General features: G+C 65.1%; 12 protein-coding genes. 9 read left to right on the top strand and 3 right to left on the bottom strand.

What is annotated here, in order from left to right; genetic code table 11:
* Nucleotides 1-11 precede the first annotated feature (11 nt).
* The 3 genes from PT85_RS02730 to PT85_RS02740 all read right to left on the bottom strand — a co-directional run bounded on the left by PT85_RS02730 (nucleotide 12) and on the right by PT85_RS02740 (nucleotide 4,894).
* Nucleotides 12-341 (bottom strand): Arc family DNA-binding protein, encoded by a 330-nt coding sequence (locus PT85_RS02730; protein ID WP_027590149.1) that lies wholly within the window; start codon nucleotides 339-341, stop codon nucleotides 12-14.
* Nucleotides 342-622: 281 nt separating this feature from the next.
* On the bottom strand, nucleotides 623-3,862 hold the full coding sequence (locus tag PT85_RS02735; RefSeq protein WP_052237586.1) for an EAL domain-containing protein: 3,240 nt from the start codon (nucleotides 3,860-3,862) through the stop codon (nucleotides 623-625).
* Nucleotides 3,863-3,967: 105 nt separating this feature from the next.
* Nucleotides 3,968-4,894: a LysR family transcriptional regulator gene (locus PT85_RS02740; protein WP_027590148.1), complete on the bottom strand. Its 927-nt coding sequence runs from the start codon at nucleotides 4,892-4,894 to the stop codon at nucleotides 3,968-3,970.
* A 159-nt stretch (nucleotides 4,895-5,053) separates the two neighbouring features.
* On the opposite strand from PT85_RS02740, the gene leuC reads away from it, so the two are divergent.
* The 9 genes from leuC to folC all read left to right on the top strand — a co-directional run bounded on the left by leuC (nucleotide 5,054) and on the right by folC (nucleotide 16,440).
* Nucleotides 5,054-6,481: a 3-isopropylmalate dehydratase large subunit gene (gene leuC / locus PT85_RS02745; RefSeq protein WP_039562736.1), complete on the top strand. Its 1,428-nt coding sequence runs from the start codon at nucleotides 5,054-5,056 to the stop codon at nucleotides 6,479-6,481.
* Nucleotides 6,482-6,491: 10 nt separating this feature from the next.
* Complete coding sequence (leuD, locus tag PT85_RS02750; RefSeq protein WP_039605854.1) at nucleotides 6,492-7,139, top strand: 3-isopropylmalate dehydratase small subunit; 648 nt, start codon at nucleotides 6,492-6,494, stop codon at nucleotides 7,137-7,139.
* A 106-nt stretch (nucleotides 7,140-7,245) separates the two neighbouring features.
* Nucleotides 7,246-8,328 carry a 3-isopropylmalate dehydrogenase gene (gene leuB, locus PT85_RS02755; RefSeq protein WP_039605855.1) on the top strand — a complete coding sequence of 361 codons (1,083 nt, stop codon included), beginning with the start codon at nucleotides 7,246-7,248 and terminating at the stop codon, nucleotides 8,326-8,328.
* Between the two features lie 64 nt (nucleotides 8,329-8,392).
* Nucleotides 8,393-9,505 (top strand): aspartate-semialdehyde dehydrogenase, encoded by a 1,113-nt coding sequence (asd, locus tag PT85_RS02760; RefSeq protein WP_027590144.1) that lies wholly within the window; start codon nucleotides 8,393-8,395, stop codon nucleotides 9,503-9,505.
* A 347-nt stretch (nucleotides 9,506-9,852) separates the two neighbouring features.
* Nucleotides 9,853-12,591, top strand: a complete 2,739-nt coding sequence (locus PT85_RS02765; RefSeq protein WP_039605856.1) for a FimV/HubP family polar landmark protein — start codon at nucleotides 9,853-9,855, stop codon at nucleotides 12,589-12,591.
* Between the two features lie 3 nt (nucleotides 12,592-12,594).
* A complete protein-coding gene (gene truA, locus PT85_RS02770) occupies nucleotides 12,595-13,449 on the top strand; it encodes a tRNA pseudouridine(38-40) synthase TruA (RefSeq protein WP_039605857.1) in 855 nt (284 codons plus the stop codon).
* A gap of 58 nt (nucleotides 13,450-13,507) precedes the next feature.
* The gene (locus tag PT85_RS02775) at nucleotides 13,508-14,140 is read left to right on the top strand and encodes a phosphoribosylanthranilate isomerase (RefSeq protein ID WP_027590141.1); all 633 of its coding nucleotides are present in this window, start codon (nucleotides 13,508-13,510) and stop codon (nucleotides 14,138-14,140) included.
* 141 nt (nucleotides 14,141-14,281) lie between these two features.
* Nucleotides 14,282-15,166 (top strand): acetyl-CoA carboxylase, carboxyltransferase subunit beta, encoded by an 885-nt coding sequence (gene accD / locus PT85_RS02780; protein WP_039605858.1) that lies wholly within the window; start codon nucleotides 14,282-14,284, stop codon nucleotides 15,164-15,166.
* On the top strand, nucleotides 15,163-16,440 hold the full coding sequence (gene folC / locus PT85_RS02785; protein ID WP_039605859.1) for a bifunctional tetrahydrofolate synthase/dihydrofolate synthase: 1,278 nt from the start codon (nucleotides 15,163-15,165) through the stop codon (nucleotides 16,438-16,440). The genes accD and folC overlap by 4 nt, the downstream gene beginning before the upstream one ends.
* The last annotated feature ends 15 nt before the right edge of the window (nucleotides 16,441-16,455 follow it).

A 16,455-nucleotide genomic window follows, 5' to 3' on the forward strand; every position in this document is an offset into this window, starting at 1 on the left:
AGTTGCAGCGCTTAGTGCGTTTGTCCGCCGGCCATTTCCATGTCATTGGCAATCAGCGCAACCAGGGCGTTCTGTTGGCGGCGGGTCAGTTGACGGAAGCATTGCAGCAGCTCGCGTTCGCTCAGGGTCAGCTCTGGGCTGTCCAGGCGCAGTGCCAGATCGTCGCTCAGCGAGGCCTCCTGCTGCATGCTCTGCTCAAGCCGGGCAATGATCTCGGAGTTCATGCTGCGGTGATGAAGACGGGCCACTTCGGCGATGCGATCGCGCATGCCGTCGGGCAAACGGACAACGAACTTGTCAGCGGTACGGCTGGAGTAGATAGCCTGTTTCATGGGTCGCATTTCTGATCACCGATCTAGTTCTAGGAATGAATGTTGAAGGCTCAAAACCGCAAGGTTTGACAATGGCAGCGTTTTTAAGTTCATCAACAAACTTCGTTTATATCCGTGCAGAAGTTGTGACTTCTGACACGCTCACATCAAGGCATAAATATTCTGGTACAGCTAAAGGCTTTTTGCCAGCACCAGTGGTCCATTCTTGCGAGTGCAGCCGCAAACCGGATTCTTTTCCGTGCAGGACGTGGGTGTTTTTGTGAGCCAGCACGCAGCTGGCGAACCCAGGCCTATTGTCCCGTGCGCGGTGGGCGGGCCAGTACCTCGCGGAACTCGGCCAGCGGCAGGGGCTGGCTGAAGAGGTAACCCTGGTACAACTGACAGTTCTCGCCGCGCAGGAAGTCCAACTGCTCGCTGCGCTCCACGCCCTCGGCGATGGTCTGCAGGCCCAGGCTGTTGGCCATGGCGATGATGGCGCGAATGATCTCGCTGTCGTTGCCGTTGAGGGGCACGTCGCGCACGAAGGACTGATCGATCTTCAGCACGTCCACCGGCAGACGCTTGAGCTGGGTGAGCGACGAGTAGCCGGTCCCGAAGTCGTCCATGGCGAAGCCGATGCCCAGGCGCTTGAGGCGCTGCATCTTGTTCACTGTGTCTTCGACGTTGCGAATCGCCACGTTCTCGGTGATCTCCAGCTTGAGCATATGAGCAGGCAGGCGGCTTCGGCTCAGGCAGCGCTCGATGCCCTCGTAGAACTCGGGGTGGCGGAACTGGCGGGGGCTGATGTTGACGCACAGGCTGAACCGGCCGCGCTGGATAAGCGTCTCGTCCAGCAAGCGGGCGCAGGTCTGGCAGGCCTCGTTGAGCACCCATAGGCCGACGTCGTGGATCAGGCCGCTTTCCTCGAGCACCTGGATGAAGGATTCCGGGGATTGCATGCCGTAAACGGGGTGGTTCCAGCGCAGCAGGGCTTCGGCGCCGACGATGCATCCGCTGCGGGTATCCACCTGCGGCTGGAAGCGTACCTCGAACTGCTGGCGCTGCAGGGCCTGGCGCAGGTCGTTCTCGATGCGCAGTCGTTCGCTCACCTGCTCCTGCATGCGGCTGCGGAATAGGTGCAGGCGGTTGCGTCCCGAGTCCTTGGCGCGGTACAGGGCGATGTCGGCGCGCTTGAGCAGGTCGTCGGGACTGGTGCCGTGATCGGGGATCAGCGCCACGCCGATGCTGCTGGTGACCTGCAGGGGATGGCCTTCGACGTCCATGGGTTCGGCGAGGTGTGCGCGCAGTTGCTCGGCCACCTGGCGCACCTGGCGGATCACCTGGGCACGCTTGCCCTCCAGGCCGGACAGCAGCACCACGAACTCGTCGCCGCCCAGACGTGCCACCGTGTCTTCCAGGCGGACGTTGGCTTCCAGTCGTGCGGTCAGCATCTTGAGCACCGCGTCGCCGACCGGGTGGCCCAGCGAGTCGTTGATGTGCTTGAAATGATCGAGGTCGATGAACAGCACCGCGCCGCGCAGGTTGTGGCGGTTGAGCAGGGCGATCTGCTGGGTCAGGCGATCCAGCAGCAGGGCGCGGTTGGGCAGGTTGGTCAGTGGATCGTGGTAGGCCAGGTGCTGGATTTGCGCCTGGGCGGCCTTGAGCTGGCTGATGTCGCGGGCGGTGACCAACAGGCATTCGCCACCATCCAGGCGCAGGGTCTCGACCGAGACCTCGGCGAACTTCTCGCGGCCGTCGCGATCCAGCAGATGAACCTCGGTACGGGGCAGGCGGCCGGTACTGGCAATGCTGTCGAGGATTTCCTGACGTTGCTGCGGATCGATCCGCAGCCGCAGATCAGCCACGCTGCGACCGGTGACTTCTTCCGGGGTGTAGCCGGTCAGTCGGCGAAAGCCTTCGTTCACCTCAAGGAAACGCTGCCCGTCCCGCTCCAGCAGGCAAATGGCGTCGGGGCTGGAGTGGAACGCCTTGGCGAACTTCTCCTCGCTGGCCTGCAGGGCGCGAGTAGCCTGCTGCAGACGGGTGATGTCGTGGAACGAGATGGCGACGTAGCAGTCGCCGTGCATCTCCAGGTAGCGGCAGGAGATCAGACAGGTGATGCTGCGACCGTCCTTGCTGCGGAAGCGGGCCAGGGCGCCGTCCAGGACGCGCTTCCTGTTCAGTTCGCCGATCACTTCGCTGCGTCGTTGTGAGTCCTCCCAGAAGCCTATCGTGCGGGAGGACTGGCCGATGATCTCGGCCGGCTGCCAGCCGAAGACCTCGCTGAAGCTGGGGTTGATGTCCACGAACCGACCGCTTTCCAGCTCGGACACCGAGATAGGCACCGGGCTGCTCTGGAACAGGGTCGAGAATTTCTCTTCCGAGGCGCGCAGCCGCTGTTCGTACAGCACCCTGCTGGTCATGTCGTTGAGGATGCCGGTCATGCGCAAGGGCGTACCCTGGGCATCGCGGTACAGCCGCGCGGTGCTTTCCAGGTGGCGTATCTCGCCGCTGGGCGTGCGCGCGCGGTAGCTCAGCCGACATTCGCTCTCGCTGCCCGTCAGCAGCCCGCGGTAGGCGCGGCGCAGGTTCTCCCGGTCTTCCTCGTGCACGGTTCGGAAAAAGGTGCGGAAGTCACAGCCCGCCTCGGGGACTACGAGGCCGTGCATGGCAAAGGCGCGAGGCGTTCCCTGCAGGTTGTCGGTGGGTATATGCCACTCCCAGGTGCCCAGGTTGGCCGACTCCAGCGCCAGGGCCAGGCGCTCGCGGCTGTCGCGTAGGGCCAGCTCCTGAGCGCGCAGTTGCGAAACGTCGCGCACCGTGGTGACCAGGCAGGGCGCCCCGTGCAATTCGATCGGGGCGCCATAGAAGCAGAAGTTGCCGATGCTGCCGTCGCGCCGGCGCAGGCGCGCCTCGAAGTCATGCAGGCTGCCATGTCGGGCCAGCTGCTCGACCATCCGCTCGCGTTCCCGGGCATCGACCCACAGGTTCAGCTCCTCCGAGGTACGGCCGATCGCCTGCTCCCGGCTCCAACCGAAGGTGCTGATGAACCCCTTGTTGATCTCGATGAGTCGTCCCGAACGCAGTTCGCTGATGGCGATGGGGTCCGGCGATTGGCGAAACGCCTTGGTGAAAATGTCGTCGTGCGGGGTGCGTTCCGCGTGCAGCGTGATGTCGCGGGCCACCCCTGTGAGCTGCAGGCGGCCGTCGGGCAAGGCATGGATCCGTGCGCCGATTTCCAGCCAGTGATGGCCGCCACCGGGCCAGTGTATGTGCTGGGTCATCGGCGGCAGGATCTCGCCGCGTAGGATGCGGCGGAAATAGCGCAAGGCGCGGATCCGTTCGCGGGAAGGAATCAGGCGCAGGTACTGGCGCGCGGAGGAGGGCGGTGCCTGGCGCAGGCCAAAAGGGTGGTGGGTGCCGTGGGCCCAGCTGACCTGGCCGGAGGTCGAATCCCACAGCCAGATCCCAAGTCGCGCGCAGTCCAGTGCCGCTTCCAGCACCCCGTTGTCGTGGGGTGGTGCGTCCGCTCCGGCATTCTGGGTCAGCATGGTGCGCTCACTTATCGTCAACCACATAAACGCCCACCCATATTCTCCGTTTCCTGACCTTCCTGCCCGGAACGGCTGTGCATTTTTTGCCCTGGGTAGATCCGTTCAGACGGACTGCGGTTCGTTCCCTTGTCCGTGCTGGGCATCCAGCAGCGCCATGAAGGCGCGGGCGGCATTCGACAGGGTGCGCTCCGTGTGCAGCACATAACCCAGTCGTCGACTCAGTTGTGGCCCGGGCAGCGTCAGCCGCACGACCTGATCGTCCAGCATGGTGCGTGGCAGCAGGCTCCAGGCCAAACCGATGGATACCATCATCTTGATGGTTTCCAGGTAGTTGGTGCTCATGGCGACCTGAGGTGTCAGGCCGGCTACCTCGAACAGTCTATGCACGATTCGGTGGGTGAAGGTGTGCGCCCCGGGAAAAACCGCCGGATGGGCGGCCACGTCCGCCAATGTCAGGGCGCCGTTGCGCGCCAGCGGGTGGTCCGGGGCGGCGACGAAGTCCAGCGGGTCTTCCCAGATGGGAACGGCGCGCAGCGGGGCGCGGGTATCCGGCGTCCGGGCTGCCGGCGTGCGGGCTTCAGGCGCCAGGGTAATCACCGCCAGCTCGGCGCGGCCCTGCAAGACGTCCTCGTAGGCCACTTCGGAATCCAGAAAGCGGATGTCTAGGCTGACCGCCGGATAGCGGCGGGTGAATTCGCGCAGCACCGGGGGCAGGCGATGCAGGCCGATGTGGTGGCTGGTGGCCAGGGTCAGGCGCCCGCTCACCTCGCCATTGAGGTTGGCCAGGGCGCGGCGGGTGTCGTCCAGTTCGCCCAGGATGCGGTAGGCGCGCGGCAGCAGCGCGCGCCCGGCTTCGGTGAGCCCGACCTCTCGTCCGAGACGGTCGAACAGGCGCACCTCCAGTTGCTGCTCCAGGGCAAAGATGCGCTTGCTGACCGCGGGCTGCGTCAGGTGCAGGCGCTCGCCGGCGAGGGAGAAGCTGCCGCTCTCCGCGACGGCGATGAAGGCGTTGAGGGTGGCGAGGTCCATCGTGGGTATCCGGTAGGAAAAGGGGGGGCTGGTATTCCGTTGGGGAATTCAGTGAATGAAAAATATGAATTTGAGTAATTCATGACAAGCCCCTAGCATCGCCCCCATACGTGCAAGGGGCATAGCACCCCGCATGAGCAACCGATGAGGAAGAGTCCGATGGCTGGCAAAACCCTTTATGACAAGCTCTGGGAGATGCATGAGGTCAAGCGCCGCGACGATGGTTCGTCGCTGATCTACATCGACCGTCATATCCTCCACGAAGTGACCTCGCCCCAGGCCTTCGAAGGCCTGCGCCTGGCCGGTCGCAAGCCGTGGCGCATCGACGCCAACATCGCCACCCCGGACCATAACGTGCCGACCACCCGAGCCGAGCGCCAGGGCGGACTGGAAGCCATCGCCGACGAGGTGTCGCGCATCCAGGTGCAGACCCTCGACGAGAACTGCGACGATTTCGGCATCCTCGAATTCAAGATGAATGATGTCCGCCAGGGCATCGTCCACGTAATCGGCCCGGAGCAGGGCGCCACCCTGCCGGGCATGACCGTGGTCTGCGGCGACTCGCACACTTCCACCCACGGCGCCTTCGGCGCGCTGGCCCACGGCATCGGCACCTCGGAGGTCGAGCATGTGCTGGCCACCCAGTGCCTGGTCGCCAAGAAGATGAAGAACATGCAAGTGCGCGTCGAAGGCAAGCTGCCGTTCGGCGTCACCGCCAAGGACGTCGTGCTGGCCATCATCGGCAAGATCGGCACCGCCGGCGGCAATGGCCACGCCCTGGAGTTCGCCGGCAGCGCCATCCGCGACCTGTCCATGGAAGGCCGCATGACCCTGTGCAACATGGCCATCGAGGCCGGTGCCCGGGTCGGCATGGTGGCGGTGGACGAGAAGACGATCGCCTATGTCGAAGGCCGTCCCTACGCGCCGAAGGGCGCCGACTGGGAGGCTGCCGTGGCGCTGTGGAAGGGCCTGGTGTCCGACGCCGATGCGCAGTTCGACACCGTGGTCGAGCTGCAGGCCGAAGACATCAAGCCGCAGGTCAGCTGGGGCACCTCGCCGGAAATGGTCCTGGCGGTCGATCAGCGCGTGCCGGACCCGGCGGCCGAGGCCGATCCGGTCAAGCGCGACTCCATCGTGCGCGCCCTCAAGTACATGGGCCTGGCCGCCAACCAGCCGATCACCGAGATCAAGCTGGACCGCGTGTTCATCGGCTCCTGCACCAACTCGCGCATCGAGGACCTGCGTGCCGCCGCCGAAGTGGCCAAGGGTCGCAAGGTTGCCGCCAACGTCAAGCAGGCGCTGGTGGTGCCGGGTTCCGGCCTGGTCAAGCAGCAGGCCGAGAAAGAAGGGCTGGACAAGATCTTCATCGAAGCCGGCTTCGAGTGGCGCGAGCCGGGCTGCTCCATGTGCCTGGCCATGAACCCGGACAAGCTGGGCAGCGGCGAGCATTGCGCCTCCACCTCCAACCGCAACTTCGAAGGGCGCCAGGGCGCCGGCGGCCGTACCCACCTGGTGAGCCCGGCGATGGCCGCCGCCGCCGCGGTGACCGGCCACTTCATCGACGTTCGCGAACTGCTCCAGGCCTGAGGACATAGACATGAAAGCCTTTACCCAACATACCGGCCTGGTCTGCCCGCTGGATCGCGCCAACGTCGACACCGACCAGATCATTCCCAAGCAATTCCTGAAATCGATCAAACGCACCGGCTTCGGTCCCAACCTGTTCGACGAGTGGCGCTACCTGGACGTGGGTCAGCCGAATCAGGACTGCTCGCAGCGCCCGGTCAACCAGGACTTCGTGCTCAATTTCCCGCGCTACCAGGGCGCCAGTGTGCTGCTGGCCCGCGAGAACTTCGGCTGCGGCTCCTCGCGCGAACACGCGCCTTGGGCCCTGGACGAGTACGGCTTCCGCACCATCATCGCGCCGAGCTTTGCCGACATTTTCTTCAACAACAGTTTCAAGAACGGCCTGCTGCCGATCGTGCTGAAGGAGGGCGAGGTCGATGCGCTGTTCCAGCAGGCCGAAGCCACCGAGGGCTACCAGCTCACCGTCGACCTGCAGGCACAGACCGTGACCCGTCCGGATGGCGTGCAGTACCGCTTCGAGATCGACGCCTTCCGCAAGCACTGCCTGCTCAACGGGCTGGACGACATCGGCCTGACCCTGCAGGACGCCGAGGCGATCAAGGCGTTCGAGAGCAAGCACCAGCAGGCCCAGCCCTGGCTGTTCGGCGCGATCAAGTAAGCGAGCGTGCAGGTAGGGTGGAAAATCGCGCAGCGTTTTCCACCAGAGGATTCCGGTGGATAAGGCCGATGGCCGTTATCCACCCTACGCAAAATAGAGGAATGCAATGAGCAAGCAGATTCTGGTTCTCCCGGGCGACGGCATCGGCCCGGAAATCATGGCCGAGGCCGTCAAGGTCCTGCAGCTGGCTAACGAGAAGTACAACCTGGCGTTCGAGCTGAGCTATGACGAGCTGGGCGGTGCGGCCATCGACAAGTACGGCGTGCCGCTGGCCGACGAGACCCTGGAGCGCGCCCGCCAGGCCGACGCCATCCTGCTCGGCGCCGTGGGCGGTCCGAAGTGGGACACCATCGATCCGGCCATCCGTCCCGAGCGTGGCCTGCTGAAGATCCGTTCGCAGCTGGGCCTGTTCGGCAACCTGCGCCCGGCGCTGCTCTATCCGCAACTGGCCGCCGCCTCGACCCTGAAGCCCGAAGTGGTCGCAGGCCTGGACATCCTCATCGTTCGCGAGCTGACCGGCGGTATCTACTTTGGCGCCCCGCGCGGCACCGAGACCCTGGCCAACGGCGAGCGCAAGGCCTACGACACCCTGCCGTACAGCGAAAGCGAGATCCGTCGCATCGCCAAGGTCGGCTTCGACATGGCCATGGTGCGCAACAAGAAGCTCTGCTCGGTGGACAAGGCCAACGTCCTGGCTTCCAGCCAGCTGTGGCGCGCGGTGGTCGAGGAAGTGGCCAAGGATTACCCGCAGGTCGAGCTGTCGCACATGTACGTCGACAATGCCGCCATGCAACTGGTGCGCGCGCCCAAGCAGTTCGACGTGATCGTCACCGACAACATGTTCGGCGACATCCTGTCGGACGAGGCTTCCATGCTCACCGGTTCCATCGGCATGCTGCCGTCGGCGTCGCTGGACGCCAGCAACAAGGGCATGTACGAGCCCTGCCACGGCTCCGCGCCGGATATCGCCGGCAAGGGCATTGCCAACCCGCTGGCCACCATCCTCTCGGTGTCCATGATGCTGCGCTACAGCTTCGCCGAAACGGCTGCCGCCGATGCCATCGAGCAAGCGGTCAGCCTGGTGCTGGACCAGGGGCTGCGCACGGGTGACATCTGGTCGGAAGGCTGCACCAAGGTCGGTACCCGCGAAATGGGTGACGCAGTAGTCGCGGCGCTGCGGAACCTGTAATCTCAGCGGCCTGCCGCCTGCGGGCGGCGGCCCACTTTCCTATTTCGAGGGTGTAGTTACAAAGATGAAACGTGTAGGTCTGATCGGCTGGCGTGGCATGGTGGGTTCCGTGCTCATGCAGCGCATGCGTGAAGAGCGGGACTTCGACCTGATCGAGCCGGTGTTCTTCACTACCTCCAATGTCGGCGGCCAGGGCCCCGAGATCGGCAAGGACATCGCGCCGCTGAAGGACGCCTACAGCCTCGATGAACTCAAGACCCTCGATGTGATCCTCACCTGCCAGGGTGGCGACTACACCAGCGAGGTGTATCCCAAGCTGCGCGAAGCCGGCTGGCAGGGCTACTGGATCGACGCCGCCTCGACGTTGCGCATGGCCGATGACGCGGTCATCGTCCTGGATCCGGTCAACCGCCGGGTCATCGACCAACAGCTGGATGCGGGCGTCAAGAACTACATCGGCGGCAACTGCACCGTCAGTCTGATGCTGATGGCCCTCGGCGGCCTGTACGAGGCCGGGCTGGTGGAATGGATGAGTGCCATGACCTACCAGGCCGCGAGCGGCGCCGGCGCGCAGAACATGCGCGAGCTGATCAAGCAGATGGGCACCATCCACGGCGCAGTCGCCGAGGAGCTGGCCAATCCGGCCAGCGCCATCCTCGATATCGACCGCAAGGTGGCCGAGGCCATGCGCGGCGAAGCCTTCCCGGTGGACAACTTCGGCGTGCCGCTGGCCGGTAGCCTGATCCCCTGGATCGACAAGGAGCTGCCCAATGGCCAGAGCCGCGAAGAGTGGAAGGGCCAGGCCGAGACCAACAAGATCCTCGGTCGCAACAAGAACCCGATCCCGGTGGATGGCCTGTGCGTGCGCATCGGTGCCATGCGCTGCCACAGTCAGGCGCTGACCATCAAGCTCAACAAGGATGTGCCGCTGTCGGACATCGAAGGGCTGATCAGCCAGCACAACCCGTGGGTGCGGCTGGTACCCAACCACCGCGAGCAGTCCATGCGCGAGCTGAGCCCGACCGCGGTCACCGGCACGCTGAACGTTCCGGTGGGTCGTCTGCGCAAGCTGAACATGGGCTCCCAATACCTGGGCGCCTTCACGGTGGGCGACCAGCTGCTGTGGGGCGCGGCCGAACCGCTGCGTCGCATGCTGCGTATCCTGCTGGAGCGCTGATTCGCCAACCATGTTTGCAGAACGCCACGGCTTGCCCGTGGCGTTCTGCTTTAAACCTCTGTGTTTATTCGGGTCATACGGGCGGAGTTCGATTGCGGTAGGAATGGCTGGTGAGGCCGCGCGCGTCGATTTGTGGATTGCGTCCGATAACGTCCGGAAAGGTTCCGCAATGAACGAGGTGTCCTAGGCTGGGTTGTTGATAAAACGATACCCGTCAAAGATACTTACCGAAATTTTCAAGGGCTTAACCCACTTGACGCTAGGTCGAGACAGGAAGCCGGCCTCGCTCGGGTGATAGAGGCGTATGCGCCTCCTTGCCGCCAGAGGGAAAGTACAAGGAAACCAATATGGCTCGGATTCGCAAACTGGTGCTGGCAATTGCAGCTGCTTCGGCCTTTTCTTCCGGAGTCGCGAATGCGCTGGGGTTGGGGGAAATCTCTCTGCAATCGGCCCTGAATCAGCCTTTGGTTGCGGAAATCGAACTGCTGGATGTTCGTGGTCTGTCCCCGGCGGAAGTGATGCCGGCGTTGGCCTCGGCGGATGAGTTCCACAGGGCAGGGGTCGATCGCCCGTTCTTCCTGAACGATCTGCAGTTTTCCCCGGTCATCAATGCCCAGGGCAAGAGCATCATTCGCATCAGTTCCAGCAAGCCGGTGCGCGAGCCTTACCTGAACTTCCTCGTCGAGGTGAACTGGCCGAGCGGTCGCGCGCTTCGCGAGTACACCGTTCTGCTGGATCCGCCGCTCTACAACCCGCAGAACACGGCGGATGTCGCGCCGCAGCTGGCGCTTGCCGCACCGGCTCCCCAGTCGCAGAGCCAGAGCCAACCGGCGCCCAGGGTTCAGCCTGCCCGTACCGCCCCGTCCACTGTGCGGCCGGTGGTCGCCCAGGCTGAGCCGCAGAGCGAATACCGCACGGTCGCCCAGGATACGCTCTGGGAAATTGCCAGTCGCCACCAGCGTGGCAACGCCACCGTGCAGCAGACCATGCTGGCCATTCAGGATCTGAACCCCAGCGCCTTCATCAATGACAACATCAACCTGCTCAAGACCGGCCAGGTGTTGCGCCTGCCCGACGAGCAGCAGATAGCGGCTCGTACCCGCCGCGAAGCAATTGCCCTGGTGGCCGAGCAGAATGCAGCCTGGCAGGCCTGGCGGCAGGCGCGCAGCCTGGCTGGCGGCGCGCGTCAGCTGGATGCCACCCGTCGCGCCGTTGCGGGCCCGGCACCGGAGCGCGTGGAGCTCGGGGACAGCCTGCGACTGGTCGCCGGTACCGAGGGTAAATCTGCCGAAGGTCAGGATGCCGGCAGCGCTCTGGCCGACAAACTCGCAGTGGCTCAGGAAAATCTGGATACCTCCCGGCGCGCCAGCGCGGAGCTTGAAGGACGCATGGGGGATCTGCAGAGCCAGCTGGACAAGCTGCAGCGCCTGATCGAACTGAAGGACAGCCAGCTGGCGCGTCTCCAGGCTCGTCTGGCGGAAGAGGAGCAGGCCGCTCAGCAGGCGCCCGAGGTGACTGCGACTCCTGCGGCCGAGCAGTCGCCCGAGCTGCAGCAGCAGAATTCGGCGCCGCAGCAGTCGTCCCCGCAGCCATCGGACGGGGCGCAGACCACTGATGCTGCTCCAGGCGCCTTCGAGGCGCCGCTGCAAAGTGCCAATGAACAGCCGGCCCCTGCGCCGGCTGAAGTGCTTCAGAGCGTCGTGCCGGCCGCTAGTGCAGAGCCGTCCACGGCAAGCGACGCCGGCCTGCAAGGCTATGTCGATCGCCTGCTTGCCGATCCGCTGTTGTTGGGCGCCATTGGCGGCGGCAGCCTGCTGGCGCTGCTGCTGGCCCTGATGGCCCTGTCGCGTCGCAACGCCATGAAGGAAGCCGAACTGCAGGAAGGCCTGGGCCTGAGCGACGACGATCAGGCGTTCAGCGAGGAACTGGCGCTGCCCAGCAGCAGCTTCGATGATCTCGGTGGCGTTTCCCGTAACGGTCAGTCCAGCAAGGCAGGCGATGCAACCGATGTGCTGGGGGAGGCCAACATCTACATTGCCTATGGCCGCTTCAACCAGGCTGCCGAGCTGTTGCTCAATGCGCTGGACGAGGAGCCGGAGCGTCGCGACCTGCGCCTCAAGCTGATGGAAGTATTCGCCGAGCAGGGTGATCGCGCCGGCTTCCAGCGCCAGGAAGCCGAGTTGCGCGAAGTCGGCGGTGCCGAAAGCGAGATCCGCAAGTTGAAGAGCCGTTACCCGGATATCGCCCAGGCGCCGGTGTCTCCGGCGACAGCGGGCGCGATGGCCGTTGCCGCCACTGCCGGAGCGACGACCCTGGCGGGCTGGCAGGATGCGGAAGAGGCGATCCCCAGCCTCGACGAGTTGAGCTTCGACGATGAGCTGCAGGTTTCCCCGGCGCTGGCTACTCCGAATGTCGCGGAAGACCTCGACAAGCCGTTGCCGGCTTATGACGACCTCGACTTCGACCTTCAGCTGGATAGCGAGCCCGCCCTGAACCTGACCGAGCCGGTTGTTCCGACAGCTGTGGCGCCGATCGCCGAGCCGGCCGCTGAGGAGACGCTGGCCGATCTGGAGTTCACCCTGGACGATCCGTTCGAGTCGCTGGTCGGCGAAGACGAAGTCGAGGATGAAGATGATCTTCCCGAGTTCGAGCTGCCGACCCTGGATGCCATTGAGCCGCCGGCGCGCGATAACGAACTGTCGACCCTGCCGGAGGACTTCGACCTGTCCCTGGCGGAGGCCGAGCAGCTGCTGTCCGGTGACGAGCCGGAGCCGTCCGCGGTGGATGATTTCGAAGCCGAGCTGGAGCGTGTGAATGCTCAGCTCGATACGCTTACCGATGAGCTGGAGATGCCTGCCGTCGAGCCGCCGCCTTTCGACATCACGGACCTGGGGCCGCTGGAAGATGACGAGGACTTCGATTTCCTCTCCGGTACCAATGAAACCGCCACCAAGCTCGACCTGGCGCGAGCCTACATCGACATGGGTGACAGCGAGGGCGCTCGCGACATCCTTGATGAGGTGCTAGGTGAGGGTGACGACAGTCAGAAGAACGAAGCGCGGGAGCTGATGGCCCGCCTGAGCTGATCGATGAAACAAGCAGTAGCAGTACCACCAGCGGCAGCCGAAACGGCTGCCGCTGGCGTTTACAGGATTGCCCTTGGTGTGGAGTACAAGGGTTCGCGTTATCGCGGCTGGCAGCGGCAGGGTGCCGGTGTGCCTTCCGTCCAGGAAGCGCTGGAGCGCGCCCTGGGCAGGGTGGCCGCCGAGTCGGTCAGCCTGCAGTGTGCAGGCCGCACGGATGCGTCTGTGCATGCCAGCGGCCAGGTGGTGCATTTCGATACGGCGGTCGAGCGACCGTTGCAGGCCTGGGTGATGGGGGCCAACGCCAACCTGCCGGGGGATATCAGTGTCTGCTGGGCCAAGGTCATGCCGGCCGACTTTCACGCGCGCTTCAAGGCGTGTGCGCGCCGTTACCGCTACGTGATCTACAACGACCCGGTGCGTCCCGCCCATATGGCCGAGGAGGTCACCTGGAACCACCGGCCACTGGACGTGCAGCGCATGCGCGAAGCGGCCGCGCTGCTGGTCGGCACCCATGACTTCACTTCGTTTCGTGCCGTGCAGTGCCAGGCCAAGTCGCCGATCAAGACAGTTCATCACCTGAACGTCATCGAGCACGGCCGCTTCATCGTGCTGGATGTACGCGCCAATGCCTTCCTGCACCACATGGTGCGCAATTTCGCCGGTGTGCTCATGACTATCGGCGCCGGCGAGCGCCCGGTGGAGTGGGTCAGCGAGATTCTGGCCGCCCGGGACCGGCGTGCCGGGGGCGTTACGGCGCATCCCTACGGGTTGTATCTGGTGCGGGTCGAGTACCCGGAGGAATTCCATCTGCCGCAGCGTTATCTGGGCCCGCATTTCCTCTCTGCGCTGCCCGAGTGACACCGGTCGCTGCCGCAGGGCCACTCTGCTAACATCCAGCCCCTGTTCAGAGGAGCCAATCGTGGTCGTTCGCAGCAAGATCTGCGGGATTACCCGTATCGAAGACGCCCTGGTCGCCGCCGAGGCGGGCGCCGACGCCATCGGGCTGGTGTTCTACGACAAGAGTCCGCGCGCCGTCGATGTGCGCCAGGCGCGCGCCATCCTCGCCGCCCTGCCGCCGTTCGTGACCAGCGTCGGCCTGTTCGTCAACGCCAGCCGCTGTTTCATTGGCGAAGTGCTGGATGCCGTGCCGCTGGATGTCCTGCAGTTCCATGGTGATGAAACGCCGGAACAATGCGAAGGGCATGGTCGCCCCTGGTTCAAGGCGCTGCGCGTGCGCCCGGGTGACGACCTGCACGCGGAAGCAAGACGCTTTGCTGGCGCCCGGGCGATCCTGCTGGATGCCTATGTGCCCGGTGTGCCGGGAGGCACCGGCGAGCGCTTCGACTGGAGCCTTATCCCCGCCGACCTGCCCATGCCGCTGATCCTGGCCGGTGGGCTGACGCCCGACAATGTGACTGAAGCCATCGCTTCGGTGCGTCCGTATGGGGTGGATGTCAGTGGCGGTGTGGAGGCGGCCAAGGGAATCAAGGACGCTGCGAAAGTGGCGGCGTTCATCCGGCGCGTGCGCGGGGTTGGCGACCGCATGTGACGAGCGTGATGGCGCCGCCGTCATTAGCTCCAGTCGTCGGCAGTGCCGAGGCCCGGGGTGGACCTGGGCTGGCGCCGGCAAATACTGAGAATTCGCCCCAGGCGCCCGGCGCCTCGGGTATCGAAGCTGCGGAGAACAACGATGAGCAACTGGCTGGTAGACAAGCTGATCCCTTCGATCATGCGTTCCGAGGTTACGAAGAGCTCGGTTCCGGAAGGTCTGTGGCACAAGTGCCCCTCCTGCGATGCGGTGCTGTACAAGCCCGAGCTGGAAAAGAACCTGGACGTCTGCCCCAAGTGCGACCACCACATGCGCATCAATGCGCGCACCCGCCTGGACATGTTCCTGGATCCGGAAGGCCGCGAGGAGCTGGGCGTCGACCTGGAGCCGGTGGACCGTCTGAAGTTCCGCGACAGCAAGAAGTACAAGGACCGCCTGACCGCCGCCCAGCGCGACACCGGCGAGAAGGACGCCCTGGTGGCCATGCGTGGCCAGCTGCAAGGCATGCCGATCGTGTCGGCGGCGTTCGAGTTCTCCTTCATGGGTGGCTCCATGGGCTCGATCGTTGGTGAGCGCTTCGTGCGTGCCGCCAACGTGGCCCTGGAGCAGCGCATTCCCTTCGTCTGCTTCTCCGCCTCCGGTGGCGCGCGCATGCAGGAGGCCCTGATTTCCCTGATGCAGATGGCCAAGACTTCGGCGGCGCTGGCGCGCCTGCGCGAGGAAGGCATTCCGTTCATCTCGGTGCTGACCGATCCGGTCTACGGCGGCGTGTCCGCCAGCCTGGCCATGCTCGGCGACGTCATCGTCAGCGAGCCGCGCGCCCTGATCGGCTTCGCCGGCCCGCGCGTGATCGAACAGACCGTGCGCGAGAAGCTGCCGGAAGGCTTCCAGCGCGGCGAGTTCCTGCTGGCCCACGGTGCCATCGACCTGATCATCCCGCGCCATGAACTGCGCGCGCGCCTGGCGCGCCTGCTCGCCCAGTTCACTCACCAGCCGACCCCGGTGGAAGTGCCTCGCTACGCATGAAGACGCTTGCCGACTGGCTGAGCTACCTCGAACAGCTGCACCCCAGTGCCATCGACATGGGACTGGAGCGTGCCGGCGAGGTAGCTCGGCGTCTGGGTCTGGGACGCCCCGCCTCGACGGTGATCACGGTCACCGGCACCAACGGCAAGGGCTCCACCTGTGCGTTGCTGGCTTCGCTGCTGCACGCGCAGGGGCACCGCGTAGGTGTCTACAGTTCGCCGCACCTGCTGCGTTACAACGAGCGGGTGCGCATCAATGGTCAGGACGCCGGCGATGCCGACCTCTGCGCCGCCTTCGAGGCAGTGGAGCAGGCACGTGGCGAGATTTCCCTGACCTACTTCGAGATGGGCACGCTGGCCGCCTTCTGGCTGTTCGAGCGTGCGGCGCTGGACTTCGCCGTGCTCGAGGTGGGCTTGGGCGGCCGCCTGGATGCCGTCAACCTGGTGGATGCCGACCTGGCGCTGGTGACCAGCATCGCCGTTGATCACAGCGAATGGCTGGGTAACACCCGCGAATCGGTGGCCGTCGAGAAGGCGGGCATCTTTCGCGTCGGCAAACCTGCCCTGTGCGGGGACCCCCAGCCTCCGGCCGTGCTTGAGGAGCGTGCGCACGCCCTGGGTGCGCCTTTCTGGCTGCGCGGCCGCGATTTCGACCTGAGCATTCGAGCCAGCGACTGGGAGTGGCGGGGCAGGGACGCACGGGGTGCAGCCCTGACACTGCGGGAGATTCCCCTGTTGAGCCTGCCGATGCAGAACGCCGCGCTGGCGCTGCAGGCCTACGCATTGCTCGATCAGCCGTGGCAGCCGGAGCGCCTGAAGCAGGCGCTGCGCGAAGCGCGTGTCACTGGTCGCCTGGATCGCCGCGCGCTTCGCTATCAGGGGCGAAGCGTGTCGCTGCTGCTGGATGTCGGCCATAATCCCCACGCCGCCGCCTATCTGGCCGAGCGGCTGGAACGCTGCAACGGTCGCCGCCTGGCCGTGTTCGGCTTGCTGGCCGACAAGGACCTGGAGGGTGTGCTGGACCCGCTGCTCGCCAAGGTCGACCACTGGGCCGTGGCCGATCTGCCCACGGTGCGTACCCGTAGCGGCGCTGCGCTGGCGGCTGCGCTGCAGGCCCGTGGGGCGCAGGCCGCCAGTTACCCTTCGATCGCCGCGGCGCTGGATGCCCAGTGCGGCCAGGCGGGTGAGGACGACGAGGTGCTGGTGTTCGGATCGTTCTACTGCGTGGCCGAAGCCCTGGAATGGCTTGGCCAGGCTCGACGCGAAGATGCCTGATCGCGCTTCGCGCTG

It is taken from the genome of Pseudomonas flexibilis, from assembly GCF_000806415.1.
GTDB classification, from domain to species: domain Bacteria; phylum Pseudomonadota; class Gammaproteobacteria; order Pseudomonadales; family Pseudomonadaceae; genus Serpens; species Serpens flexibilis.

Coding starts and splice junctions, on each gene's coding strand:
- leuB (WP_039605855.1), top strand. CDS start 7,246: ATGAGCAAGCAGATTCTGGTTCTCCCGGGCGACGGCATCGGCCCGGAA.
- truA (WP_039605857.1), top strand. CDS start 12,595: ATGAAACAAGCAGTAGCAGTACCACCAGCGGCAGCCGAAACGGCTGCC.
- PT85_RS02740 (WP_027590148.1), bottom strand. CDS start 4,894: ATGGACCTCGCCACCCTCAACGCCTTCATCGCCGTCGCGGAGAGCGGC.
- accD (WP_039605858.1), top strand. CDS start 14,282: ATGAGCAACTGGCTGGTAGACAAGCTGATCCCTTCGATCATGCGTTCC.
- leuD (WP_039605854.1), top strand. CDS start 6,492: ATGAAAGCCTTTACCCAACATACCGGCCTGGTCTGCCCGCTGGATCGC.
- leuC (WP_039562736.1), top strand. CDS start 5,054: ATGGCTGGCAAAACCCTTTATGACAAGCTCTGGGAGATGCATGAGGTC.
- PT85_RS02730 (WP_027590149.1), bottom strand. CDS start 341: ATGCGACCCATGAAACAGGCTATCTACTCCAGCCGTACCGCTGACAAG.
- asd (WP_027590144.1), top strand. CDS start 8,393: ATGAAACGTGTAGGTCTGATCGGCTGGCGTGGCATGGTGGGTTCCGTG.
- PT85_RS02735 (WP_052237586.1), bottom strand. CDS start 3,862: ATGCTGACCCAGAATGCCGGAGCGGACGCACCACCCCACGACAACGGG.
- PT85_RS02765 (WP_039605856.1), top strand. CDS start 9,853: ATGGCTCGGATTCGCAAACTGGTGCTGGCAATTGCAGCTGCTTCGGCC.
- folC (WP_039605859.1), top strand. CDS start 15,163: ATGAAGACGCTTGCCGACTGGCTGAGCTACCTCGAACAGCTGCACCCC.